This is a genomic window from Sphingomonas lycopersici (assembly GCF_026130605.1).
GTDB classification, from domain to species: Bacteria; Pseudomonadota; Alphaproteobacteria; order Sphingomonadales; family Sphingomonadaceae; genus Sphingomonas; species Sphingomonas lycopersici.
Map to the genome: position 1 here is coordinate 290,149 of NZ_JANFAU010000004.1, position 24,446 is coordinate 314,594.

At 62.7% G+C, this 24,446-nt stretch carries 23 protein-coding genes; 1 reads left to right on the top strand and 22 read right to left on the bottom strand.

Translation table 11 applies throughout. From position 1 onward, the window contains the following. Positions 1-22 precede the first annotated feature (22 nt). Positions 23-211 carry a DUF6771 family protein gene (locus tag NED98_RS10900; RefSeq protein ID WP_284698956.1) on the top strand — a complete coding sequence of 63 codons (189 nt, stop codon included), beginning with the start codon at positions 23-25 and terminating at the stop codon, positions 209-211. A gap of 14 nt (positions 212-225) precedes the next feature. Here the strand turns inward: NED98_RS10900 and NED98_RS10905 are convergent, their stop codons facing one another. The 22 genes from NED98_RS10905 to NED98_RS11010 all read right to left on the bottom strand — a co-directional run bounded on the left by NED98_RS10905 (position 226) and on the right by NED98_RS11010 (position 24,431). Further along, complete coding sequence (locus NED98_RS10905; protein WP_265313001.1) at positions 226-423, bottom strand: hypothetical protein; 198 nt, start codon at positions 421-423, stop codon at positions 226-228. A gap of 64 nt (positions 424-487) precedes the next feature. Continuing rightward, positions 488-778 carry a hypothetical protein gene (locus NED98_RS10910; protein WP_265313002.1) on the bottom strand — a complete coding sequence of 97 codons (291 nt, stop codon included), beginning with the start codon at positions 776-778 and terminating at the stop codon, positions 488-490. Between the two features lie 187 nt (positions 779-965). Continuing rightward, on the bottom strand, positions 966-1,367 hold the full coding sequence (locus NED98_RS10915) for a DUF2958 domain-containing protein (RefSeq protein WP_265313003.1): 402 nt from the start codon (positions 1,365-1,367) through the stop codon (positions 966-968). Further along, positions 1,364-2,413, bottom strand: coding sequence for an ArdC family protein (locus tag NED98_RS10920; protein ID WP_265313004.1), 1,050 nt, complete (start codon positions 2,411-2,413; stop codon positions 1,364-1,366). Before NED98_RS10920 ends, NED98_RS10915 begins: the two co-directional genes overlap by 4 nt. Positions 2,414-2,634: 221 nt before the next feature. Further along, positions 2,635-4,125, bottom strand: a complete 1,491-nt coding sequence (locus tag NED98_RS10925; protein WP_265313005.1) for a catalase — start codon at positions 4,123-4,125, stop codon at positions 2,635-2,637. A gap of 204 nt (positions 4,126-4,329) precedes the next feature. Next, positions 4,330-5,055: a hypothetical protein gene (locus NED98_RS10930; RefSeq protein WP_265313006.1), complete on the bottom strand. Its 726-nt coding sequence runs from the start codon at positions 5,053-5,055 to the stop codon at positions 4,330-4,332. Positions 5,056-5,170: 115 nt separating this feature from the next. Beyond that, positions 5,171-6,085, bottom strand: coding sequence for an MBL fold metallo-hydrolase (locus NED98_RS10935; RefSeq protein WP_265313007.1), 915 nt, complete (start codon positions 6,083-6,085; stop codon positions 5,171-5,173). A gap of 152 nt (positions 6,086-6,237) precedes the next feature. Then, positions 6,238-8,319 (bottom strand): acetoacetate--CoA ligase, encoded by a 2,082-nt coding sequence (locus tag NED98_RS10940; protein WP_265313008.1) that lies wholly within the window; start codon positions 8,317-8,319, stop codon positions 6,238-6,240. 21 nt (positions 8,320-8,340) lie between these two features. Beyond that, positions 8,341-10,788 carry a TonB-dependent receptor gene (locus NED98_RS10945; protein WP_265313009.1) on the bottom strand — a complete coding sequence of 816 codons (2,448 nt, stop codon included), beginning with the start codon at positions 10,786-10,788 and terminating at the stop codon, positions 8,341-8,343. A 32-nt stretch (positions 10,789-10,820) separates the two neighbouring features. After that, the gene (locus NED98_RS10950; RefSeq protein WP_265313010.1) at positions 10,821-11,864 is read right to left on the bottom strand and encodes an aromatic ring-hydroxylating oxygenase subunit alpha; all 1,044 of its coding nucleotides are present in this window, start codon (positions 11,862-11,864) and stop codon (positions 10,821-10,823) included. Next, entirely contained in the window at positions 11,854-12,843 is a 990-nt protein-coding gene (locus tag NED98_RS10955; RefSeq protein ID WP_265313011.1) for a fumarylacetoacetate hydrolase family protein, read from the bottom strand. The genes NED98_RS10950 and NED98_RS10955 overlap by 11 nt, the downstream gene beginning before the upstream one ends. Positions 12,844-12,864: 21 nt before the next feature. Further along, positions 12,865-13,899, bottom strand: coding sequence for a VOC family protein (locus tag NED98_RS10960; RefSeq protein WP_265313012.1), 1,035 nt, complete (start codon positions 13,897-13,899; stop codon positions 12,865-12,867). Then, a complete protein-coding gene (locus NED98_RS10965; RefSeq protein WP_265313013.1) occupies positions 13,896-15,506 on the bottom strand; it encodes an FAD-dependent oxidoreductase in 1,611 nt (536 codons plus the stop codon). The genes NED98_RS10960 and NED98_RS10965 overlap by 4 nt, the downstream gene beginning before the upstream one ends. 95 nt (positions 15,507-15,601) lie before the next feature. Beyond that, positions 15,602-16,276 carry a TetR/AcrR family transcriptional regulator gene (locus NED98_RS10970; RefSeq protein WP_265270465.1) on the bottom strand — a complete coding sequence of 225 codons (675 nt, stop codon included), beginning with the start codon at positions 16,274-16,276 and terminating at the stop codon, positions 15,602-15,604. Between the two features lie 257 nt (positions 16,277-16,533). After that, positions 16,534-17,439 (bottom strand): alpha/beta hydrolase, encoded by a 906-nt coding sequence (locus NED98_RS10975; protein ID WP_349293256.1) that lies wholly within the window; start codon positions 17,437-17,439, stop codon positions 16,534-16,536. A 152-nt stretch (positions 17,440-17,591) separates the two neighbouring features. Continuing rightward, positions 17,592-18,656 carry an MBL fold metallo-hydrolase gene (locus tag NED98_RS10980; RefSeq protein WP_265313015.1) on the bottom strand — a complete coding sequence of 355 codons (1,065 nt, stop codon included), beginning with the start codon at positions 18,654-18,656 and terminating at the stop codon, positions 17,592-17,594. Positions 18,657-18,723: 67 nt separating this feature from the next. Next, positions 18,724-19,131, bottom strand: coding sequence for a hypothetical protein (locus tag NED98_RS10985; protein WP_265270458.1), 408 nt, complete (start codon positions 19,129-19,131; stop codon positions 18,724-18,726). A 249-nt stretch (positions 19,132-19,380) separates the two neighbouring features. Further along, complete coding sequence (locus tag NED98_RS10990) at positions 19,381-21,330, bottom strand: ferritin-like domain-containing protein (protein ID WP_265313016.1); 1,950 nt, start codon at positions 21,328-21,330, stop codon at positions 19,381-19,383. 49 nt (positions 21,331-21,379) lie between these two features. Continuing rightward, the gene (locus tag NED98_RS10995; protein WP_265270454.1) at positions 21,380-22,165 is read right to left on the bottom strand and encodes an alpha/beta fold hydrolase; all 786 of its coding nucleotides are present in this window, start codon (positions 22,163-22,165) and stop codon (positions 21,380-21,382) included. Then, complete coding sequence (locus NED98_RS11000; RefSeq protein WP_265313017.1) at positions 22,166-22,981, bottom strand: SDR family oxidoreductase; 816 nt, start codon at positions 22,979-22,981, stop codon at positions 22,166-22,168. It abuts the gene before it with no gap. Continuing rightward, the gene (locus NED98_RS11005) at positions 22,978-23,607 is read right to left on the bottom strand and encodes a glutathione binding-like protein (RefSeq protein ID WP_265313018.1); all 630 of its coding nucleotides are present in this window, start codon (positions 23,605-23,607) and stop codon (positions 22,978-22,980) included. Before NED98_RS11005 ends, NED98_RS11000 begins: the two co-directional genes overlap by 4 nt. Further along, entirely contained in the window at positions 23,604-24,431 is an 828-nt protein-coding gene (locus tag NED98_RS11010; protein WP_265313019.1) for a sensor histidine kinase, read from the bottom strand. Before NED98_RS11010 ends, NED98_RS11005 begins: the two co-directional genes overlap by 4 nt. Between the last annotated feature and the right edge of the window lie 15 nt (positions 24,432-24,446).

Consider the following 24,446-nt stretch of genomic DNA (forward strand, 5'->3'; position numbering starts at 1 on the left):
CCATATTTGTTCTTATCGTCGGATGGAACGAATCGACGAACGAGCGGTGTCCGCGATCCTGCTGGCGGCTCCCGGCTGGGCGCGGGTCGGACTTGCCATGCCCGACGAACGGCTGCGCGAGCGCGCGGCCGACGCACTCGCCGCGACGATCAGCGAACGGCTGGCGAGCACGCCTGCCCCCGATCGCAACCAGCTCAACCTGCCGCTCTGAACGAGCGACGCGCGTCAGCGTTCGTCGGACGACACCACGATAAGTGGATCTGCACGGCGTTCGATCGCGAAGCGGCCGGCAAAGGTGACGACATTGGTGCGTCCTGCGGCATCGACCTGCGTGAAGCGCAGGAGATCGTCTTTCAGAATCTCGACCGTCACCGGCGGAAGCTTGTCGAGCGGGTCGTGGAAGGTCTGGCGATTCTGGGGCATCATCGGCTCCCTGGAATCCTTGGGGCGGACCATAGCAGACATTGGCGCCCAGGTCGCTCGGCGGTCAGCGAAATTCGTCGGGCAGATCTTCCTCATGGCCGGACCAGAGAATCGCATCGCCTGAGTAAACGGTGACAAACCCCTGCCCTCGCGACATCGGCTCGGGCGATCTGGCGGAAAAGTTCAGGCAGCCGAAAGTGTCAGCCGTGGCGCCGAAGGCGAGCGGTTTTCCCGGCCGCATCAACACGCGGTCGCACGTGCCGGACGGCCGTCGCACCCGCCGTCGCGACAGACCGAGGCGGAATGCCTCATAGGCGCTGACGCCCCAATGGATGGTGGCGACCAGTAGCGACAATATTTGCAATATCGCGGAACTGGTGGACCATCGTCGTCCAGAGGCGGCCCGTTGTTATAGCCGGGAGCCCGGTGCTGATGATCGACGACGGTGGCCGGCGTCAGGCGGTCCCGCGCGGCGTCGAGAACGCCTGAGGAGCGGCGTGGAACCGCGCCGGCGCACGCTCCCGTGCGTCGGCGCCGGCCCATCAGCGAACTCCCTTCAGGGACGAGGCTGCGCGATGCAGCAGTTGCTCGGCGAGCACGATCGACCCTGCGCGTCGCGCCGCCTCGGCATAGACCGAGAGCGGGAACTTCCCTTCCCACAAGAGCTCGCGCTCGATACCGAGACCAAATGGCAGGCGGATCTCTTCAAGCTCACGCAAGGCAAACCTGCCCAGTTCCGGACTGCCAAAGCCAAGATCGGCAAGGCCGAACAGGATGCCATCCTCGTCGATTTCGGTGGCGAGCCAGGTCGCGGCGCCCACGGGATTGAAGAAGCGCACGACGGGAACCGGGTCGGGCTCGCGCGTACCGCAGGCCTGCGCCTCTCGATGAGCGCGATCATTGGCGCGAAGCCGGTCGTGCAGTTCGGGGGTGAGGAGTTTCATGCCACTTCCCCCGCCATCGCAGCGTTCATTCGCATGGTCGGTTCCGCATTGCGTGACCGCCCGCGGCCGAGCGCCATGCCCGCCGGATCGTCGGGATCGTCGGGATCGTCGCCGTCATCGTTGGCCGCGTTGTGGGCCGCTACTTCCGGCCGAAACGCAAGAAGGAAATCGGCGGCGCGCGAGGCGGCGCTGGCGGCGCGGACGATCGCACGCGCATCCTCGCGGATGATATCGAGCCATGATCCGATATAATCGGCATGCCGGACGGTGGGCGTGATGCCGAGCGATGCGCAGACGAATGCCCCGGTCATTTCGGCGACGAGTTCCTCACGCCCATATTGCTTCGAACCGAAGCTGCCGGTGAGGTCACGATCGAGCCGGCTCTTGTGCCCGCTCCAGTGCCCAAGCTCGTGAAACGCCGTCCTGTGCCAGTTCACCGGCTCATGAAAATCATCGGGGCGCGGGACCGCGATATAGTCGTGAGCCGGACTGTAGAATGCAATCGCGCCGCCGATGCGGAAATCCGCCCCGGTCGCCTTGATCAGGGCCTCGGCCTCGGGGGCGATGAGCCCCTCCGGCACCGGGGGTAGCGGCATCGCGATATCATCGGGGAGGCCGTCGCATTGGTCGGCCGAGAAGACGGTGAAATGCCTCAGAAACGGAATGCCGCCCGACATCTCACGGCCCTCGACAGCGGCGCGCCGCCGCTCGTCCTGGGGCACGAAACGACGCGCGTAGACGATAGGTACGCCATGCTCGCCGCGCCGCACCGATCCGCCAAGCGCCACCGCCTGGCGGAACGTGAGAAAGGCTTGGCTTTGAAACCCTCGTTCGACAACCGCGTGCCACAGGGTGAGGATATTGATCCCGCTGTAACGCCGGCCCGACACAACATTATAAGGCATGCCGAGCGCGGCTCTGGCTGTTCCCCAGGGCTGAATCCAGGGCAAGCGCCCCGCCTCGAGCTCGGCGATGATCCGCGTGGTAATTTGCTCGTAGAGGTTCGGCCGACCCTCCTCGCCGCGGCCGGTTTGGTGCTGTGCCATTTCCCGTCTCCGTGAACGGGCCGGCAGCGAGCCTCTCTCGCAACCCTCAACCCGTCACGGCGAAGCCGGCTTTCCGCTTCCTCTTCAGTTGAGGTGAGCGTCGGCGCGAAGACCCGGTACCGAGGAGCGCGGCAACCAAAGACGCGCCGCGTCGCTGATGCCCGCCGATCCCCTGAACCGGCGGGCGCCTGAGCGCGCGACCGCCGGATCGGTAGCCGGGTTCAGCCGTCAGCAAATACCGCCACGGCCATGCCCAAGGCTGCGGCCACCCCCTCGCCATAGGCTGGGTCGCAGCGCGTGCAATTGTCGATATGGCGCTGCTTGATGAAGTCCGGCGCGTCGCCCATTGCACGGGCGGTGTTGTCGAATAGCGCCTGCTGCTGTTCGGGGCTCATCTGCTGGAACAGCTTGCGGGGCTGCGTGAAATAATCGGCATCATCCTCGCGATAGTTCCAGTGTGCGGCATCGCCCGAGATCCGGAGCGGCGGTTCGGCAAAGTCGGGTTGCTCCTGCCACTGGCTGAAGCTGTTCGGCTCATAATGCGGACGGCTGCCATAATTGCCATCGACCCGGCCGTAGCCATCGCGATGGTTGCTCATGACCGGGCATCGCGCGGCGTTGACCGAAATCTGGTGATAATTGACGCCGAGGCGGTAGCGCTGGGCATCGGCATAATTGAACAGCCGGGCCTGGAGCATCTTGTCGGGTGAGACCCCAATGCCGGGGACCAGGTTCGATGGCGCGAAGGCGGATTGTTCGACGTCGGCGAAGAAATTCTCGGGGTTCCGATTGAGCTCGAACTCGCCGACCTCGATCAAGGGGTAATCAGCCTTGTACCAGACCTTGGTCAGGTCGAACGGGTGGAAGCGATAGGTTTCAGCGTCCTTCTCGGGCATGATCTGGACGAACAGCTTCCATTTCGGGAAATCGCCGCGCTCGATCGCGTCGTAAAGGTCGCGCTGGTGCGACTCGCGATCGCCGGCGACTAGCGCCGCGGCTTCCGCGTCAGTCAGATTTTCGATGCCCTGCTGGGTCCGGAAATGGAATTTCACCCAGAAGCGCTCACCGGCATCATTCCAGAAGCTGTAGGTGTGGCTGCCAAAGCCGTGCATGAAGCGGTAGCCTTTGGGGATGCCGCGATCGGACATGACGATCGTCACCTGGTGAAAGGCTTCGGGTAGCAAGGTCCAGAAGTCCCAATTGTTGGTTGCGCTGCGCATGTTGGTGCGAGGATCGCGCTTCACCGCCTTGTTGAGGTCGGGGAACTTGCGCGGATCACGCAGGAAGAAGACCGGCGTGTTATTGCCGACAAGATCCCAATTGCCTTCCTCGGTATAGAATTTGAGGGCGAAGCCGCGGATGTCGCGCTCCGCGTCCGCCGCGCCACGCTCGCCGGCGACGGTGGTGAAGCGGGCGAACATCTCGGTCTTCTTGCCGACTTCGGAGAAGATTTTGGCGCGGGTATAGCGGCTGATGTCATTGGTGACGGTGAAGGTGCCGAACGCACCCGAGCCCTTGGCATGCATGCGCCGCTCAGGAATCACCTCACGCACGAAATTGGCGAGCTTCTCGTTCAGCCAGACATCCTGGGCCAGCAGGGGCCCACGCGGGCCTGCGGTGAGGCTGTCCTGATTGTTGGGCACCGGGGCGCCGAACGCGGTGGTCAAATGGGAAACCGGGCATTGACCGGCGTCGGGATGCACCTTGCTCATCGATAAATCCTCGTTGTTCTTGGAACCGGGGCCCATGAGTAAGCCGGGCCCGCACGATCGTCCTCTTGATTAATAGCGTCATTGTAATCGAGAGACTGAATTAGTCTGGTGGCGGGCCGCGATACTGGCTCGATGGTTCGTGGCGCCGACGGGTTCCCGTGAACAGGTATCGCCGCACTGGCTCCTGCCGGTATTCAACACATTCTACCGACCGGGCCCTTCCTTCCTGGTGGCTTGAGGTCGAGCGCGCGCGCCGGAATTGGAACTGGAGCATGCGCCGGGCCAGGAACCGGTCCGTGTTGATGACGGCTCTGGCAGATTCGCCCGGCGATGCCCGAGGTGGATTGTGCCCGATAGCAACGGTGAACAATCGGTGCTCGTCGCGCTCGGCGAAACGCCTGGCGTAAGCGGACGGATCGGGATGCGGCGCGCCATTGGCGACACCCTCGATCGTGATGGTCGGGACGGCGATGCCGAAAAAACGGCAAGCTTCCGTTCAATGCCGTCAGATTTCCTCTTTCCGTGCGCAAGACCGGGCGAGCGTCGATAATTGTGAATGGTCATCGCGACATGGTCCGGATTGTCGAGCGCGGATGCCGATTGTGCGAAGGTCGTATCGTGGAATTCGCACGGGAGGGAAACAAGCTCCCAAGTCAGTCGAGCGAAATCATGGGCATATCTGGCGCATCCAGCGGCGCCCCGCTCGATGCCGAAATAATATTGATACTGCCATTGGTAACGGGCGTTGAGGGGAAGCCGCGTCGTTTCCAGTTCCTGGCTTCCGATGAGAAAGCCGCATTCCGATACCAACGCCTTGCAGTGTCGGGGCCAAAATGCGGCGACAAAATTGGTGGTTCGCGCGATCGAGTCGAAACCGGCCATAACCGCATTCTCGATTCCGAGCGTGTCCATGAGGACGATAATGCCCATGACGAGCGTCGCTTACAGGCGCCGGAGACGCCAGCCCTCGGTCAGGCGACAACGGACACGTCCTCGCATCTCATTTCGAGAACGTGTCCGATTGCCCTATCGGCGCTGAAGTGCGTCAATAATCCCAGAACGAAGCCACCCAGCGGAAACGGTCGCCGTTGAGCGCCACGCGACCGACCGACGGAAATGGCATGTGCGTCGCCACAACCAGCTCGCCGCTCGCCGCCGCCTCCTGGAGAAAACGGACGCGAACGCGAACCGATTCCTCGGGGTCGTGTTCGAAGCCGTTATGCCATTCGGGATGGTCGAACGCGACGGGGAAGAGGATGTCGCCGGCAAAGGTCAGGCGCTCGCCACCCGAGGTCACGGTAACCAGACTATGGCCGGGGGTATGGCCGCCGGTACGCCGCGCGACCACACCGGGTGCCACCTCATGCTCGTTTTCGAATGTCTGCAGTTTGTTGTGATACTGGTCCAGAAACTGCTTGGCGGTCGAGCGAAGCACGTCCGGCACCGGGGCGGGCATATCGGTGTGCGAGAAATCCGGCGAGCCCCAGAAATCGACCTCGGCCGCGGCGACGTGAATCCGCAGGTCCGGGCGCAGCCGGCTCTTCACATCATCGCCGAGCAGCCCGCCGACATGGTCCATATGCATGTGCGTCAGCACGATGTCGGTCACCGACCCGAGGTCGACGCCAGCCGCCTCAAGTCGCCGAAGCGACTGGCCGGCGCGCGGAAATCCCGAAAATTGTCCACCCAGGCCGGCGTCGACGAGGATGGTCTGATCGCCGCTCTGAACCAGCAGCACGTTCAGCGCCCAATCGAAGGCATCCGGCCCCAGGAACATGTCCTTGAACCATGCCTCGCGCTCGGCGGGATCGACATTGGTCGACATGGTTTGGGTCGGTAGCGGCAATACCCCGTCGCTGATCACCAGCACCTCGATATCACCGATCCGCACCGCGTAGCGCGACGGAACCAGCTCGTCCTCACCCGGTCCGACCGGGTTCATGATATTGTCGGGTTTCATGGTCCTAACCTCCTGATCTCGGCCCACAAGCGCGTCACGCGCATGGCAATGAGAAGGTTAGTGGCGGCAATTTTGGCGGTCGATTGGGTCGAGGCAGTGGCCAAACCATACAAGAGTATAGGTCCTGTCACCCTTTGTACCGGGCCCTGCTCTCATCGAGACGCACGAAACGCCGTCGCCAGATTGACAAAGTCGGACAGGCAATCGGGATTCGCCATGGCGGACGGGTCGATAATCTCTGTCAGCGATCGTCCTTCGAACAACCGCTTAATGGGCAGTTCCTGCTTCTTCATTGAAAGCGTTCGCGGAATCGCAGCAACGAAATAGACCTGGTCGGGCACAAAGCGCGGTGACAGCGATGTCCTGATCGACTCTCTAATCCGAACGACAAGGTCCTGCGGCAATTTGCCTTCCGCAGCGACAATGAAGGCGAGCAACTCGCTTTCACCGTCCCCGGTCCGAACATCGACCACCAGGCTGTCAACGACCCCTTCAGCACCCTCGATCGCCTGATAGATTTCGCTTGTCCCCATTCGATGCCCACCGCGATTGATCGTGGCGTCGCTTCGCCCGTATATCGTGCAGCTGCCATCAGGATCGATGCGGACCCAGTCGCCATGGCGCCAGATACCGGGATACATATCAAAATAGGATTCGTGGTAGCGCCGCCCTTCGCGGTCGCCCCAGAAGTAGAGCGGCATTGAGGGCAGCGGGCGGGTGCATACGAGCTCGCCGACTTCGCCAACCATGGACTTCCCTTCCGGGCTCCATGCCTCGACCGCGGCGCCGAGCTGGCGGCATTGCATCCGTCCTGGCGCCGGCGGCAGATCGCGGCTGCCGGTGCAGAAAACACCGCAAATATCCGTCCCCCCGGAGCTGTTGAGCCACCAGGGGGCATCATATCCGGCGGCTCGCAGATGTGCCGAAAGGCCAAGCTGCACGTCGGCCGGCAATGGCGACGCGGTGCTCCCGATGGTTCTGAGTGCCGAGAGACCGCCGACCGTGGAGAAATCGACTCCGGCTCGCAGGCACATCGTGAAGAACTGCGCGCCCGAGCCGAAGAAACTGATTCCGTGCCGCGCAACGAAGCGCCACAGAATGCTCCAATCGGTCCGGTCCCTCGGCCCCGAGGGGCTGCCATCGTAGAGGCAGATGGTGGTGCCGCTCAAAAGCCCGCCGACCTGAGCATTCCACACCATCCATCCGGTCGAACTGAACCAATGGAATCTCTCGCCCTCGCTGTCCGCCGCGTAGCTCGGACGCAAATCCATATGGAGACGCATCGCAGCAGCACCGAGCAGGATCCCGCCGTGGCCGTGGACGATCGCCTTTGGCTTCCCGGTCGTACCGCTCGAATATAATATCCAGAGCGGGTGATCGAACGGCAGCCAGCGCGGCTCGAACGATCGAACTTCGTCGTCGTCGCGCGCGATCAGCTCCTCAAAATCGAGCGTGGCCCCGATGCTGCCGCGGGCATGCCCCGATCGCACCTGAACGACATGATCGAGCGTTGGCAACGCCGCCACGATCTCCAAAACAATATCGGTGAGGTCGCGCGCTTTTCCGGCATAAAGCGCACCATCGGTCGCGATCAGCAGCTTGGGCTCGACCTGGCGGAAGCGATCGAGAATGGCAGCCGTTCCCATGTCGGGCGCGCAGATCGTCCAGATCGCACCGATCGAGGCGCAGGCAAGAAACGCCACCACCGCTTCTATCCGGTTCGGCAGGAACGCCGCGACGCGATCGCCGGGCGCCACCCCGAGCCTTTCAAGCGCGCAGGCCAGCGAGAAGGATCGGCGGCGCAGCTCGGACCAGTCCAGCGACAGCACCGAACCTTGTTCGTCTTCGGCGATAATGGCGGGCTGTCCGGCAGCCGTGCCAGCCGCGGCATGCCGAAAGACCTGAAGCGCGTAATTCACCTCGGCTCCGACGAACCATCTGGTGCCGGGCATGGGATCTTCGGTCAGAATTTGCGAATAAGGCGTGCGCGACATGATCCCGTCGAAGCGCCATAAGGCTTCCCAGAAATCGGCCGGCCGATCGACGGACCAGCGGTACAGGTCCTCAAATTGCGCGAAGTTCAATCCGAGATCACGGGAAACTTCGGCGGTGAATTCGGAAATGAGCGATTGACTTGTCATCGGTCCTGCCCTGGAACCGGGCGAATGAATTGCGATCTCGGCAATCGCGGTTCCCGCCGGATGCGCCAATCGCATCCGGCGGCCCCGCTCCAAGCGTATTTTCCATCACGCATGTCAGTAGCGATAGCTCAGCGTGATGCCATAGGTCGCGGGCTTGCCGGTCAGCCGAACCACGGTGTCAACGACGTCAGTCACGTTGGTCAGGTAGAATTTGTTGGTGACGTTGCGCCCCCAGAGTTGAACCTTCCAGCGTGAGTCCCGAGCGCCGAGGCCAAGGCGAAGATCGAGCAGCGCATAGCCTGGAATCTCGAACTCCGTAAGATTGCCGAATGCCGCCTGCACTTTCGAGCGATAGCTCAGGTTGCCCCCCATCGTGAGTTCCAGTGTGGAATCCAGCGGCACATGATAATCAATGTCCGCGTTCATCTGCCATTTCGGCGTCCCGGGGAACGAGGCGCCCTTGACGTTGATCGCCGTACCATCGGGGTCGTTGGTAACGAAGCTGCGGTCGATCCGGGTGTCGACATAGGTCACGCCGCCGTTGAGGGTGAGGCCCTCCACCGGCCGCCAGTTGATGGTAAGCTCGCCTCCCCGCACCGAGGACCGGGGTATCTGCACGAGGCTCGGCAGATTGCCGAACGCGGTGGCGACATAGCCGGCAATCTGCTTGTCATTATATTTGTAGTAGAAACCCGCGCCATTGAGCTGAAGACGCCGATTGAGCGCGGCAACCTTGAAACCCGCTTCGACTGCCAGTACCGATTCCTGGGTTACCGGGTCGAACTGGGTTGGAAATAATCCAGGAACGGTAGGGAAGCTCCCGGCCTTATACCCTTTCGTCACATTGGCGTAGAGCAGCGTGTCCTGGGTCGGCTTCCAATTGAGTCCGGCGCGCCACGAGACATTATCTTGCGACAAGCGCTTTTCAACAATCGGAACGGGCACGAGCGGCGTGCCGTAGCCAACTTCCCCGAGCGTCGCACATGCGCCCGGCTTGAGCGCGACCACAGGATCGGTGAAACCGCGCAGCAAATTGGAAAGGAAGCTGAACACGGTCGCGATGTCACCGTTTCCGCTGTCATACAGGCAGCCGCGGAAGCGATTTGTCTGATCGTTGTACCGTGCAGAAGCCTGTAACGTCAGGCCGCGAACGATCTCATAGTCGACGCTGCCGAACACGGCCTTCGCATCGATCTTCTGAGCGTTGCCGATGGTGAACTCGCGATACCGATACGGTCCAACCCCGCTATTGCTGGCGTCGATGTTACCGATTTCGCGATCGTCGGTCTTATCGTGGCTGTAGTTGCCGCCAATCATCCAGCGCAAGGGCCCGGACTGCCCGGCGACCCGTAGCTCCTGGGAAAAGCTCTCGATCCGGGCATCGATCGTCAGCCGCATGTTGGGCACGGGTACACCGTCCGTATCGACCGGCGACCATTGCTTGAATCGCGAATAGGCACTGATCGAGGTCAGTTTGATCGAATCCGACAGATCGACATCGCCGCGCAGCGAGAATTGATAGAAATAGTCATCGCGACGAAGGCTGACGCCCGGATCCCAGTCGGCGATGCGACTGTTTTTGGGCGCCGGCGCGATCGCCAGAAGCGCGGCCTGGAGATCGGTATATCCGCCCGCCGACGCCGGAACCTGGGGATCGTAGCGCATAAACTGGCCGGCTTGAGTTTCGCTCTTGTTGATCCACCCGTTGGCGTTGAACTCCAGACGGACCGGACCTTGCTCCCAGTCAAGGATCATACGACCGGTGGTGAAATCGCGTCGTCCCAGCCGGTCCAGGGGCCGGCTTTGGCTGATCTGCCATCCGTCCGCATATTCATGGCGCACCGCGAGGCGCCCGTTGAGGTTCCCCGCGATCGGCCCGCTGACGAATGCCTGCGCATCGACTTCATTGAAGCGGCCATAGGTAAGATCGAAGCCCGAGGTCAGGGTATCGGTCGGCTTTGCGGGAATATAGTTGATCGCGCCGCCGGTTGAATTCTGCCCGAAAAGCGTACCTTGCGGCCCCTTCAATACCTCAACGCGCTCGACGTCGAACGATACGCCCTCGGTCATCGCGAGATAGGGAACGGGCACCTGGTCGCTATAGACGCTGACCGTCGGCGCAACCGCCACCGCGACGTCGTAAAAGCCGATGCCCCTGATCGTGAACACCGGCGAGCCGTAAGTGCTAGGCCGATAGGTCAGGCCTGGCGCGATTTTTTCGAGGTCCGACGGCCGGGTAATGCCGATATCCGCCAGATGGGCTCCGGATACCGCCGTAATCGACACTGGGACGTCGCTCAGCCGTTCGGAGCGCTTCTGAGCGGTCACGATGATGTCGTTCGTGCCGAGATCAGTTCTGCCGGCTTCGCCCGCGGTCGATGGCGCGATGCAAGGAGCGACACCGGCCGATCCGCCAGGCGCCCCCGCCGGTGCGACGCACGGTGCGGCAGGAGCAATCTTGCCGCGCGCGGGTTCAGTCGTCGCTGCAGGTCGGGCTGCATAAGCCGGGCCGCAAACACCGATCGCTGTCGATCCGAATAGAACCAGAAGATGCTTTTTCATTATACCCTCCCCACCCCAAGTTCCTGGGACTGTTATCTTAGGTCTTTCTTCGTGAGCGGCCGTTCGATCGACCGCCTGCCCTCCACGACAGCGGCAACAACACGTCGTGCCCGCACAGCGCCCTCATCGAACGGCAGGAGCAGCGGCTTCATTGCGTCGAATGCGCGGCTGCCCATCTGTTTCTGGACGGCCTCGAGCATCGGCAGATCCTCCTGCTGGAAGGCTTGCTCGGTCGCGCCAGCAATCATTTCGTCGAGCTGCGCATCCTGCTGCCCGAAATCGCGGGTCATTGCCCAGAAGTAATGGGTTGTCGTCGCGGTCTCGGGGGTCAGAATGTCGAGGCCGAGCGTCGATATCCCTTCATCGCGCGGTTGTCCGGTGGGCGTGACGCCGACGTCGAGCAGCATGTTCGCCGGCGGATCCCAGCGCATGTCGAGCCAATGATCGACGTTCCTGCCGTAATCGCCGAACAATGCATCCCAGACCGGCGGCGCGGGCGCATCGGCGCACCAGCGATCGGAGAAGATCGTCGTGCCATGCTGCTGAACGCGATGCTTGCCTGTCGCGATGGCGTCGCTGCCGATGCCGTTCTTGTGAAGGAAGGCCACATGCGACAGGTCCATCAGATTATCGGTGACAAGCTCGTAATGCGCACCGACCGTGAACACGCCGCTGACGGTCCGCAGGTCGGGGTCCACCAGGCAGGAAAAATCGGGAATCAGCTCGACTTCCGCCTTGTCAGGATCTCCGAACCAGATCCACACCAGAGAGTAGCGCTCGACCACGCGAAACGCGCGGATCCTTGCCGCGCTCGGCGCATGTCCGTGCGGGCTGTGGACGCACTGCCCATCGGCTGCGAAGACCAGCCCGTGATAAGGGCATTGAATCCGATCGCCCTCGACGACACCGAGATGCAACGGCGCAAAGCGATGCGGGCATTGGTCGTGCAAGGCGGAGATTGCGCCATCCGACGTGCGATACAGGACGATCGGGACGTCGCAGATGCGGCGCGCGAACGGCTGCCGGTCGATCTCGCGTCCCCAGGCAGCAACGTACCAGGCGTCTTCAATATACATCGGCAGCTTCCTCCACGATCACGCTCCGCTGTCCGCCGAGATGCTTTCCCGCCCGGATATCGTGGAGCGTGAGCGAGAGCGTTTCCCCGGGCTGGAGGAAGCGCGGCGCGTCGAGCGCCGCGCGCAGCTCGTCCCGACGCCGCGCGTCGTCGAACAGGTGCGTCCTCATGACATCCGCAACCGCCGGCGAGTTTTGCGCGATGACCCCGCCCGGCGTTCCGGTGAGAAGCATGTCGCCACGCTTCAGGTCCTGGAAACTCGCCAGCTCAGCCAGTGTCTCGGCCGGCGGATAGATGAGCTGCCCGCTGTTCGCCGCCTGGCGCAGTTCGGTCCCGCGGCGCAATGACAGTGCGAGATTGGCGATCGTATCGGCAACCTCGCTTTCCCGGAGATAATAGAAAACCGGGCCCGCCGGGCAGAAAGTTCGGTAGCTCTTGCCGCGATACCATTGAAGGAAGGACGCGGCGAACATTGCGTCGCGCGCCGAGACGTCGTTGCACAGGACGACGCCCGCGACATAGCTTCCGATCGTCCCGCGGTCGACCATCGCGCCGGCGTGGAGCGCGCGGCGCAGGACAATTCCGATCTCGGCTTCGTAATCGAGTAGATCGACGCCGGCCGGCCGCACGATATCGTCATAGGGACCGCAAAGCGTGCTGCTCGCCTTTCCGAACAGGAGGTTGGCCTTTCGGACCTGATGTCCGGACTCGGCCGCATGCCCATGGTAGTTCAAGCCCTGGCAGACGAGTGTCGCGTCCGTGGTAACCGGGCTGAGGATCGCACGAGCGGGAATTGTCGCCGCCCAGCCTGGCAAAGCGCGGTCCGCGTCGAGCTCGCCGATAAGATCCCCAAGCGTGACGGCGACCGTATCAAGATCGCGCACCGCCACGGTCTCATCGGGTTGAACTGGCGCATCGCCGGTGAGCACCGCCCATTGCGCCCCTTCTCCGACGTCGTACCGAATGATCATCGAGGCCATATTTCTCTCCGAATAGGTACGTCAGCGAAGCCAGGGCCGTGGCGCCACCGACAATGCTTCGAATATCGCGCGTGCCTGAGCGGGCGCGTCCGCAGGCAAGGGCCCGGGCGGGCGCATGGAGTCGGGCAAATCATCGCCCCAGGCCCAGAGCCCGGCGCGCGACAGCGGGTGGAAACCTGTGGGATAGTCGGCCGTCATGATGTCGCCATCGGCATAATGCTCCCACTCGTCGCCGGCGTTATCCTTCCAGTAATCGAAAATCTGGCTCCCCAGCACATGGCGGCCGATGCCCCAATGATGGTTCCACCCTTGCGCGCGGAGATGCTGTTGGCCCTGACCAATTGCGTCGAGGTCGATCGTCTCGGCCGAAACGTGAAGCAGGCGCGCGTCGGGACCGGCCAGCAAGGCAAGACTGTGATGATCGGCCGGCTCCTCTCCACGGTCGAAGCGGAAGAAGCCGAGGACGGGAGTACCGTCGGGAATCGTCGCGATGTCGGATGCAAGGAAGCCGAACCGCGTCCGATACCAATCCATCATCTCGCCAAACCTCGGGGTCTGGAGCACGACGTGCCCGATTCTAAAGACCGGCGCGGGCGCGGGTTCCGATCGAACCGGCCGATTGATCCTCGTGGCGGCATTGGGCAGGTTTACCGCCGCAAGCGGTTCCCTGACCGAGAGCGGACTCAAGGTTTCCGCGCCCCACAGAAGGTCGACGCGATGGCCATCGGGGTCATGGAGCCGCAGGCGTTCGCCACCTCCTGGCCCCTCTGCTGGACCCAGTCCGCGACGCTCGAAACGCGCGAGCGCATGGAGATCGTCGCGGGAACGCGCGCTCAGTGCAAAACCGAGAAAAACGTCATGCGTGCCCGCAATCACTTCGACGCAATAGCTCGCGGGCCCACAGCCGCGAAAATATTGTCGACCCTCGGCCGGCGGCGCGAGCGGCACGAAACCGAAATCGGCAAGAAAGCGCGCCATGCGTACCGGATCGCTACGCTCGAAGCTCACCCGCGCGATCGCATCGGCGCGGACAATGGGTTCAACCGGCGGGATCATTGTGCTGCTCCCCTGACGCGATCAACGACGGCAAGCGGGTCGTCCGGCATGACATTGCCGCGCCAGGCGACGTGCTGATCGGGACGAATGAGGATGAAATCGCGCTCGTAGATCGCGTGTGCCTTCTCATCGCGGACGTCGAGCAGTTCGACCGGGACATTGCGCAGGCGCGCCGCGTCGAGCAGTGGCTCGGCGGAGGCATCCGTGAAGCGAAGCAGCGTGAACCATGGCCCGAACAGGTCGAAGATTGCCGTCCCATCCTCGAGGAAGACATGCGGCGCCCGCGCGCCCGGCCAGGTGCTCGGCACATAGTCGCGCGCCGTCCATCCCGGCTCGTCACCCTCCGCGCAGACAATCGGCGAATGGCGATAGCGATAACCGAGTTCGACGCCGCGCGCTTCGTTCTCCAGATTTCCGAGCGAGGAGATCAGCTTTCCATATTTCATCCTCGCGGCAGCCCCTTCGGGCGTCGCCTCATGGATGATGGGATCATAGGCCTTGGCGATCTCGAAGCGCACCTGCATGTGGCCGCCAGAGGCCTTGACGACGCCCGCGCCCACCGGCCGGCGTTCGGCTTCGATGCTTGAGAGCAATAACGGCCCTCCCCAACCCTCAAGCACCGCGGCAAATTTCCATGCGAGATCGGCCGCGTCGCCGATCCCGGTATTCATGCCGTAACCGCCTGTTGGAATGACCTGGTGAACCGCATCGCCCGCCAGCCAGACCCGACCTCGACCATAGCCGGTCGATAGGACGAGATGAGGCGACCAGGGGTTGGCCTGGATGACCTCGATCGGGATTTCGCGACCCAACGCATCGAACACCAGCTGCGCGGGATCGATATCCTCGCTCGCGGCGTCTTCGGGCAACAGGCAATGCAACGTCCAGATCTCGCGATCATCCTGCGCGATCAACGTGCTCCCGGTTGGCGACTGATAATGCCACGCGATCCCGAACCGTTGCAGGAGATCGCGCGCCTCAGACCGGAAATGAACCATGTAGAAGCGGGCGACATTGTGTTCGCCCTCCCAGGAGAAGCCGAGCCTCTCGCGGACGAGGCTCCCGCCTCCGTCGCACCCCGCCAGCAATGCGCAGCGTTTCTTTTCGAGCCGGCCCGTCGCAACTTCCCGCAATGTTACATGGACGCTTTCCCCATCGTCGTCGAAATGCTCGAACGACCAGCCGAAGCGGACCTCGACATGGGGTGATTGTTCGAGCAGCGCCCGCAGCGTCGGTTCGAGAACCACCTGGCTGAGGCGCATATAGGGCTCGAGCGGCTGCGCTCCGTCGTTGACCCGCCGGATCTCGTCGCGCCACTCATCGACATTGGGATAGGCGAAGCGCGCCAAGACCCATTCGCTGAGCCGCGTGACCCAGACCACGTCCATCGGGCTGCTGCGCGGGACGGCCACGTCGCGGATCGCCTCGGCCAAGCCGAAGCGACGGAAGAGCTCCATGCTCCGGCCGTTGGTCACGTCCATCTTGGGATGGCGCGTCGTCGATGCATTCCGCTCCACGAGGAGCACCTGAATCCCGCGAGACTGCAACTCGTAGGCGGTCGCGAGGCCCACAGGTCCCCCGCCGGCAACGATGACCGGAAAATCCACCAATGTCCTCTCCATTTTCGGCGGGTCGCCGTTGTGGAGCGCGGGCTAACACAGCCCGGCGGCGGATGTCTAGTAAAATTACACGATCGTAGTATTTATTGAAACACGGCGCGCTCAATCAGGTTCCAGTAGCGTTCGACCGCCGCCTCGTCCGACAAGGAAAATCCAATGGTTTGAGACAGTTCACCGCTTAGCGACGACAGAACGGAGGTCATTCCGATCAGCATGTAATAGACCATGTCCGGATCTGCATTGATCAGCTCGCCATCTGCTTGCGCGGCCTCGATCTGGGGGAGAATGCGCTCCCGCGTTTTGCGCAGAATGTTCTCGACGAGCCACGCGAGCCGTGGGCTGCTGCCTTGGTTCTCGCGCAGCATGAAATGATGAAAGGCGGTATGTTCGACCGTGAACCGCAGGAAGGCGCGAAACTCGGTTCGAACCCGATCGGAGGGGCTCATCGTCGAATCCGGTGGAATGGCCTTGTCCCACTGCGCCTCAATCTGTTCGAAGGCATATTCGGCGCAGGCCTTCCACAACGTATCCTTGCTGCGGAAATGATAGGTGATGAGGGTGTAATCGAGCGCGGCGCGCTCGCCGATGCGGCGGACGCTGGCTCCATCGAAGCCGCGTTCGGCGAATTCCGCCAATGCCGCATCCAGGATCGCCTTGCGCGTGTCGACCGAACGCTGCTGCTCGCGCCGGCTCGTCTTGCGTCTCCGGCTCGGCTGGGGCGGAGAATTGAGGTTCGTTTCCGCGATGCTCGACGTCATGATGCTCCTGTTCCCGGCCAGCGCCGATCCCAAAGCGGCTGTCGGCCGTTTTGCGAATGACGCAATTCCAAACGAACCGGGGTCCGCGGACATGCCATGACGAATTTGTAGTATCCTGCTCCGGATCGTTTCAACCCTCCGCGATCCCTGAGGGGCTGACGCGGCGGCGAACGTCACTCAACCGCGAGGCGACGGCGTCGCCCGCGGCTGAGGAGACCATTGTCATTGCGGCATCGGCCCGAAGGGTATCGCCGGGTTTATTTCGTGGCCTCGGCGATCATCATCTTCAGCGCCGCGAGCCCGCCGTCGATATCGGCCTTTGCGCTGGGCACCCCTTGCGCGAGGCAAATGAAACCATGCACATTGCCGCTCGCTTCGCGATAAATCGTTGGCACGCCCGCCTCGATCAGTTTGCCGGCATAGGCCCGCCCCTGGTCGCGCAGGGCATCAAGACCAGCGGTGATCAGCAGGGTCGGAGGCAGACCTTCTGCCGGGAAGTCCAGTGGCGCCGCGCGCCGGTCAGCCGGATCCGCCGCGTAGAGGCTGTTGAACCACTTCATTCCGTCGACGGACAGCAGATAGCCTTCGGCAAAATCCCTGAAGCTCTGCCAGTCGCCACCCCTCGTCACGACCGGGTAGATCGGATTGATGGCAATGACCGGCGTCGCCGCGGGCTTCTCGCGCAAGGCCAATGCGGTCGCGATCGCCATATTCCCGCCCGCGCTGTCGCCCGACAGCACGAGCCCGGTGCATGGGAAATTGCCGGCAACCCAACGCGCCGCGGCTTCTGCATCATCGTGAGCCGCCGGGAAGACATGTTCGGGCGCGCGACGATAGTCGACCGAGATGACGGGGATGTCGAGCTGGCGGGCAGCCTCTGCGCAATAGGCGTCATGCGTGTCGAGGTCGCAGATCACCCAACCGCCGCCGTGATAGAAGACCATCACGGGTCCTGCCGCCCGATCCGGACGATTGTCGTAAATGCGCAGCTTCAGATCGCCGCCCGGTCCGGGAATCATTATTTCCTCGACCTTCGCGATTTCACCGCGCGGCGCGTCGGCGGCCTGGCCCAGCCCCGCGATCATCGCACGCGCGGTCTCGACGCCGAGCTCTTCCATGGGCGGCCCTTCCTGCGAATTGAGGAATTCGAGGAACTTGGCCACGTCCGGCCTTACATAATGGGAAACCCTCTCCGTCATCGCTCTTTCTCCTCTTCCCGGCGGGCGTTGATCCGACCCGCTCCGGTGCGTCGCCGGGGCTATCAACTCATCCCGACGCTGTCCAATTAATTTCTACGATCGTGGTATTTTATTGATCAATCGACGCGAAGGCTCTGTTCCATGGCGTAACACTGGTCCCAGATGAACGTATCGAAGCCGGCGATCCGGTCCTTCCAGCGCGGCGTCATGGTCGCCACACAGGTTCGCGCGACACGGCCGGTATAGTCGGCGATGACGGCCCATTGGTTGCCCGCGTCGGCGCTGTTCGGGACGGCCCCGAACGGCTGGCTCTTGAGCGCTGCGCCGACCGCCGCCTTGATATCGTCGTCAAATGCGATCTGCAGCTTCACATCAGCGTGAGTGCCAATGCGATTGACATGGCCGCCGACGAGTTTTTCGAACGGATGGCGATCAAGGTCACGGACCTGCTGAAAATATCCCGGCACGTCCTGGGCGACCCCGAAGCGTCGAAAGGGAATCCAGCCGGGAAAGACGACGTCAACATACATCAACGTCTTCTGCGCCGGCGCGTAGATCTGGATATTGCCGGGTTCATGACCATTGCCCGGATAGGATAATTCGAGGAGTTGCGACCCCACTTTCAAAGTGTAGCTCTTCGCGAAGGTGACGGTGGGTAACGGGCGGTCCGGATCCGCCGCGCGCCGCAAGAGACGGGCGGTCTCGTCCTGCGCGATGACAATTGGATGACCGCCGAGGGTCCCCGCGCCTCCGATGTGATCGATATGGGCGTGACTATAGATGAGGTGCGTGACCGGCTTGTTCGTGACGCTCGCGATCGCCTGTCCGATCTTGCCGGCATATGATGGCGGCGCGTCGACGACCACAACCCCGGTTTCATAGACCATGAACATCGACTGATAGAAACTGTCGGTGACGAGGTAGAGCCCCTCACCCAGCTTCTCGATCCGAAAGCCCTTGGAAGGGTCGATCCTCGGCCCCCGAGCGGCTTCGGGAATGTCGAGAAACTTGGCGACAGGAACACCGATCGGCGCGATATCGGGAACGCCCGGCTTCGCACTTGCCGCGTCGCTGGCCGCCGGCGACTGTTGCGCTCGCGCATAGGTGCTGGCGCAGCACGACATGATCAGCGCCAATGCACCAAAGATCTTTATTCCACCTGAGCAAACGTTGGGCAGCATCTCGATAATCCTTGTTTGATAGAGCCGTAACATGCCGTCCGTTGCGCGAGCCGCATCAGCCGCTTCGTCAGGAGCGGATGACCGAGCGCCGTCCCAGGACGTCAATGACGATGCCAAGGAAGCCGATAATCGCTGGAAGATAGACGGCGTGGCCGTTCTTCAGGATCGTATCGGCGCCGCAGATTCCGACGCCAATTTCCCAAAGATGGAAAAAGCCATGAAGGCTGAGCCAGGCGGTAGCAGCTGCCCACAGCCAGATCCGTTGAGCGGGGAAGAAAATGCCGGTGACATAACCCGCCCCAATCATGACGTAGATGATGCCGATATCGCGGATAAAATGCTGGTTGAAGGGGCCGGTCGCCGGCACCGTCGGCACTGCATAATACCAGAATTGCGGATCGTAGAGCATGACGATGCCATTGACGCCCATGGCGACACCAAGCAGTGCCATCATGCCTTTATTGAAATTGCTCATTGAAACCTCCCCGTTAGTGGCATTCGACTTACGATCCGCGAAAACAGGCGCGCCAAACCAAATTCCGGCGTTCGCCTGCCGAGACGCGCGAGCGCGACCCGACGCCTCCATGACGAACCAGATCCGCCAAATGTGACATGCCCAATAAAACTACACGTCCGTGGAGTTTTTAACGGAGGCGCCGGCGCATTGCAAGGCGGGTCGAGGTGCGCGACCCCATTGCAACGACAAGCGACCATGGTCGTGCGATCAGTTGGCCGACCGGAAGCCGATCCGGGCATGGGTGCCATCGCAGAAGGGCTTGCTCGCGCTTCCCCCGCAGCGACAGAGCCTGGTGCTCCGTACGCTCGTGATCCGCCGACCGGTGCCACTGGTGATTTCCAGATTCCCTTCCACCTGCAATGGACCGTCTGTCTGTGGCGTCACCGACAGCGGGCCGTCACGCACGGCGAGGATCGGGGAATCCTCGCTCGGCGGTTCGCCGGTGGCCGTGAATCCGATCCGGACATGCGAACCATCGCAGAACGGCTTGTTGGCCGACGCGCCGCACCGGCACAATGTGGCGCGGAACCCGGCTTCCTTCCCGTCGATCTTGAGGAATGCACGAACCGCATAGGGTCCATTCTCGCGCAGCGACAAGAGGTTGACGGGCGGCGCCGTCTCGTTGTGGCCATCCTTGCGTCGGTAGCTGAGCGCGCCTGACGCGCACTGCCGAATTGTCCCGCTGAGCAGTTCCGGCTCGGTCGTATCGGCGTTGATCCAGGAACCCTTCATATTGGCGAGAAAGGTAGCGGGCGCCTGCGTCACGCAAAAGCGGGCGTGAATGCAGCGCTGCTCGTCGAACATGATCGTGAGATTTTCACCCTCGACCACCTCAATGCCCTGATCGGTCTTGATGGCAGGCGGAGCAACTGGAGCCGACGGTGGCGTCACCGGGGCGGTCAACGTTTTTGGCGCGGGCGCATCGCGAAGACGCGCGGTCAGATTGTGCAGTACCTTCGCCGCCTGGAGACAGCGAGGGTCGGACTGATCGATGCTTTCCGCAGCTGCACCTAATTCCTCCATTCGCTCCAGATAGTAGCGCCGCGCGCTCGCCCCCGGTGGAAACGAGGCGGTATCTCGCAGGGCTGTAAACGAGACCCCGGCATTGCAGTGCGGATTGGACGGTCCCGCCGGCAGCCGGGCGGCGCGCTCCGCCAGCACGGTGAGCGCCTGCATCAGGCCGACGGCCGTGCCGACGTACAGGAGCTTGTCATCATCGCTCGAGGGCAGCGCATAAACCTCGGCGAGCAGCCGCAACATCAAGGCATAAGCGGCGTTCGCAAGGTCAATCGTCGCCATCGCGTCCGCGTTTTCGATCCAGACACGGCCTTCGGGCTGCGGCGGGCGGCGCAGAACGGGATTCACTGCGGCGGGATGCGCCGCGACGAAGCCCGGGTTTTTGCTCTTGAGCGCCTTGAACTCCTCGCGGATGGCGGTGAAGCGCTGGAAGTGCGAATTGTCACGATCGGCAGGCGCGCCCTCACCCTCGATGATGATGGTCTCGATCGCGGACAGGGCGCTTTCAAGATGGGTCACCGGCTTTGCGCCAACCAGACGGCTTTCAGCCTGGCTCAGTTGGAGCGCGGGATCGCCACAAAACACCGCCTCTTCGCCGATTTGCTCGACGAATTGCCGCAGATTGGCGCTGATCTCTTCGTAGAATTCGCCGACCGTTCGATAATCGTATCCGGTTGGCGTAAGCCGCAGGCCGGGAATTGCCCGCGTCAGGCCAGCGGGGCCTTCGAAGCCTTCGCCATCGGGTTCATGCGATCCTTCCGGCCGTTCCAGATAAACGAAATGCTGGATCACTGCCTCGTTGAACGGCGCCAGCCTGACGACCAGGCCCGCCGGGAGGTAGCCGGGGTCGAGCGGAAAATTCGCGCGCCCGAAGTGAGGCGCCCCGCCGAGCGCCGCGGTGATGTTCCACACCGCGACCAGATGGCTCATCTCGTCGACCGCCACACCAAGGATCATGCGGCGCCATCGCGCGACCGCCGCGGCTTCTTCCGCGGTAAGCCCCTCGCCTTCGCCATCGCGCAGGCTGAATGCGGCATAAAGATAGGTGCACATCAGGCAATGCTCGATCTCTGCCGCTTCGTAGAGCGCGTGCATGATCTTTTCCCGGCTCACCGCCGGGACCGGGTTATCCTGGGACATTATTCTTCCTCCTCGGAAGGATCGCCGCGCGATCGGCGGCGCAACAATGCTATTTCGCGTTGGCGGCTTCTTCGATCATCGCCGCGACCTCGGCCGGATGTGAAACCATTACCGCGTGCGACGCGCCGGCAATGGCCACCGTGTCGCGCGCGCCGGCGCGCTCTGCCATGAACTTCATGACGGCGGCAGGAATGTTGCGGTCGGCGGTTCCGTAGATCGAATATGTCGGCAGCGCTTTCCAACTGGCGACGCGCGAAGGTTCAGCCAATGCCGAGAGTGCAATGGGTCGCTGGCTGGTCGCCATCAGCGCGGCCCTGCTGGGGGGAACATCCGCGGCAAATTGCGCCCGAAACTTCTCGGGCTGGATGTACAGGTCCTTGTCGCCTCCGGGCAGTGCCACGCTCGTCAAGCTTGATTCCAGCGTGCTCCCGGGGAACTTGCCCGAGAGCGACGAGCTGGATTCGCCGACGTCGGGCGCAAAGGCCGCGACATAGACCAGCGCGGTCACGTTCCCATTGCCCGCCGCGGCCTCGGTAATGACCGGACCACCGTAGGAATGCCCGACCAGCACGACGGGCCCCTCCGTCGCCTTGACGATGCGCGAGATCGCGGCGCCATCACTGGCAACACCGCGAAGTGGATTGGCCGCCGCGACGACATGGAAACCGTCGCGGGCGAGACGAACCACCACGTCGTCCCAGCTCGACGATTCGGCAAACGCGCCATGGACCAGGATGATCGTGGGCTTTTCCCGGCGGACACTTTGGCCAGCCGCCAGGCCGGGAAACGCGAGGGCGACAGTGAGAAGAAGACTGCCAATAAAAGGAATACGCATTCATGCCTCCGGATGTCGCGGTGTGATTGTTGGTTCGGAACGGCCGGGGTAGCTCGAGGCCCTCGCCCATGGCGGCTGCAGGCTGTCGCGCAGCCAGTCGTCGAGCCCCTGTGAGGTAATTCGAGCGTTGGGACCGGGAAGGAGCGAGCGTTCCCCCAATTCCGCGCCGAAATATCGCGCGTGGACATCGGGCACGATCCGCCGGCCATCTTCGAATGCCGTGGCAACCTCGGCGGCAACGTCACTGAGACGCAGGCGCTCCGCACCGGCAACCTCCAGTAGAGCGTTTCTTGCCTCGCCAGCCGCGATGTCCGCGAGCGCGATGGCAACGTCCTCGGCCGCTATCGGCTGAACGAATGCTGGAGAAATAGAGATCTCGCGATCTGTCCCCTCCTGCACGACGTCCCGGACAAACTCGAAGAACTGTGTCGAGCGCAATATGGTGAAGGGCAGCCCGGACGCCCGGATCAGCTGCTCCTGCAGCTGCTTTGCACGGAAATAGCCGCTCGCGAGGCGATAGACACCGATGACGGACAGCGCGACATGGTGCCGTACCCCGGCGACGCGCGCGCGCATCAGGATGTTGCTGCCCGCCCTAGCGAAAAATCGCAGTGCATCGGCCTCATCCGGCGAGGGCGGGTTGGAGACATCGATCACAACCGAGGCGCCGTCCAGGGCCTCGGCCAGCCCGGTGCCGGTCACGGCGTCGATGCCGAACCTGGGCGACGCTTCCACGACATTGTGACCGCGCCGTCGCAACATCCCGACCAGATGCGCGCCCACGCGCCCGGTAGCGCCGACTACGACGGTTTTCATTTCAGCGCCTCGATCGATGAAATATCGATCAGGCTGCGTGCATCGAGAAGTCCCTCCTCCCATAGCGCCCGCTGCACCGTGGGCCGCGCGGCGACACGCGCGAAATAGGCGTGCATCTCGGGCGAAACCGGGACGCAGAACGCGCCCGCCCAGCGCAGCATGACGAAAAGATAAGCGTCGGCCACGCTGAAGCGCGGCCCGAACAGATAATGTTCGCGCATTTGCTCCGATATGATGTCGAGCAACTTCGCCACCATGTTCAGCGCGTTCGCTTTTTCGGCACGGGAGGCGGAATCCCACAACGGCCTGAAGGCAACATGCAATTCGGTCGAAAGCCACGACAGAAGTTCGATCAGCCGCGTGCGTCCCAGAGGCCCATCCGGACCAAGCGTTGGTTCATGATCGGCAATGAACTCAAGGACCGCGATGTTTTCGGTGATGGCGTTGCCGTCGTCGAGCGCCAGCATCGGGACATAACCCCGCGGGTTGATCGAGAGATAGTCATACCCCTGTTCGGTGATCTTCGTCTTCATATCGACCCGCTCGAATTCGGCGACGACGCCGGCTTCGTGCAACGAAATGCGACCTGCGAGGCTGCAGGCACCGGGTGCGTAATAGAGTTTCATCGGCCTGACTCGTCTTGAGAATGCTCGCTGGTGACCTCGCCCGCGGCGCGGGCGACAGCCGGCAACCGCAAAGCGACGGTTGTCCCGATGTCGGGCTCGCTTTCGATGGTGATCGTTCCGCCCGCATCGCGGACGAAGCGCTGAACCATCGGCAGTCCGATGCCGCCCAGCCCGTCCGTCTTCGTCGTGAAGAAGGGATCGAAAGCCTGGGCGAGGGTTTCGCGCGACATGCCGACGCCGTCGTCGAGGACTCGAACCTCAATTCCGTCCTGCGCCAGCCGCGCGTCGATGCCGACGATCCCTTTGCCGCCCATCGCGTCTCGGGCGTTAAGAACGAGGTTCAGGACGGCTCGACGAAATCCCACCGGATCACAGCTGATCGCGGGCAGATTTGCCGCGACGTCTAGTTCAAGTGACAGGCCTGGCTCGTCCATTGCCTCGACCAGGGTAAGGACATCTGCCAGGCATCCCGCAACGTCGCTTTGACGGATCACAACGGCGCGCTCGCTCATGTGGCCCACATTCTGCCTGACGATCGCACCCGCATGTTCAAGGCAAACCCGCGCCCGATGCAGCATCGGTCCGGCATGCGCGGGCGCCATGTCCTTCGAGCGCTCGACAATATTGATTGCCGAGGATGCGATCTGGATCAGGTTCCCGAGATCGTGGACGACAGCCGCCGTACCGATCGATCCCGGACCGCTTGCCCCGGTCGACGGCTCGCCCTCACCCGATCGAGCGTGGCCCATTGTGTCGGGCGTGGATATCTGAAGAGGTTTCACGACCTGGGTCCCTTTTTTCAAAAAGTTGGCTGCGGGGCGCATCGGGGCGGACGCCCC

Coding starts and splice junctions, on each gene's coding strand:
- NED98_RS10990 (WP_265313016.1), bottom strand. CDS start 21,330: ATGTCCCAGGATAACCCGGTCCCGGCGGTGAGCCGGGAAAAGATCATG.
- NED98_RS10905 (WP_265313001.1), bottom strand. CDS start 423: ATGCCCCAGAATCGCCAGACCTTCCACGACCCGCTCGACAAGCTTCCG.
- NED98_RS10935 (WP_265313007.1), bottom strand. CDS start 6,085: ATGAAACCCGACAATATCATGAACCCGGTCGGACCGGGTGAGGACGAG.
- NED98_RS10980 (WP_265313015.1), bottom strand. CDS start 18,656: ATGCTGCCCAACGTTTGCTCAGGTGGAATAAAGATCTTTGGTGCATTG.
- NED98_RS11000 (WP_265313017.1), bottom strand. CDS start 22,981: ATGAAAACCGTCGTAGTCGGCGCTACCGGGCGCGTGGGCGCGCATCTG.
- NED98_RS10930 (WP_265313006.1), bottom strand. CDS start 5,055: ATGGGCATTATCGTCCTCATGGACACGCTCGGAATCGAGAATGCGGTT.
- NED98_RS10970 (WP_265270465.1), bottom strand. CDS start 16,276: ATGACGTCGAGCATCGCGGAAACGAACCTCAATTCTCCGCCCCAGCCG.
- NED98_RS10915 (WP_265313003.1), bottom strand. CDS start 1,367: ATGAAACTCCTCACCCCCGAACTGCACGACCGGCTTCGCGCCAATGAT.
- NED98_RS10950 (WP_265313010.1), bottom strand. CDS start 11,864: ATGTATATTGAAGACGCCTGGTACGTTGCTGCCTGGGGACGCGAGATC.
- NED98_RS10955 (WP_265313011.1), bottom strand. CDS start 12,843: ATGGCCTCGATGATCATTCGGTACGACGTCGGAGAAGGGGCGCAATGG.
- NED98_RS11010 (WP_265313019.1), bottom strand. CDS start 24,431: ATGCGCCCCGCAGCCAACTTTTTGAAAAAAGGGACCCAGGTCGTGAAA.
- NED98_RS10900 (WP_284698956.1), top strand. CDS start 23: ATGGAACGAATCGACGAACGAGCGGTGTCCGCGATCCTGCTGGCGGCT.
- NED98_RS10995 (WP_265270454.1), bottom strand. CDS start 22,165: ATGCGTATTCCTTTTATTGGCAGTCTTCTTCTCACTGTCGCCCTCGCG.
- NED98_RS10920 (WP_265313004.1), bottom strand. CDS start 2,413: ATGGCACAGCACCAAACCGGCCGCGGCGAGGAGGGTCGGCCGAACCTC.
- NED98_RS10985 (WP_265270458.1), bottom strand. CDS start 19,131: ATGAGCAATTTCAATAAAGGCATGATGGCACTGCTTGGTGTCGCCATG.
- NED98_RS10925 (WP_265313005.1), bottom strand. CDS start 4,125: ATGAGCAAGGTGCATCCCGACGCCGGTCAATGCCCGGTTTCCCATTTG.
- NED98_RS10945 (WP_265313009.1), bottom strand. CDS start 10,788: ATGAAAAAGCATCTTCTGGTTCTATTCGGATCGACAGCGATCGGTGTT.
- NED98_RS11005 (WP_265313018.1), bottom strand. CDS start 23,607: ATGAAACTCTATTACGCACCCGGTGCCTGCAGCCTCGCAGGTCGCATT.
- NED98_RS10960 (WP_265313012.1), bottom strand. CDS start 13,899: ATGATCCCGCCGGTTGAACCCATTGTCCGCGCCGATGCGATCGCGCGG.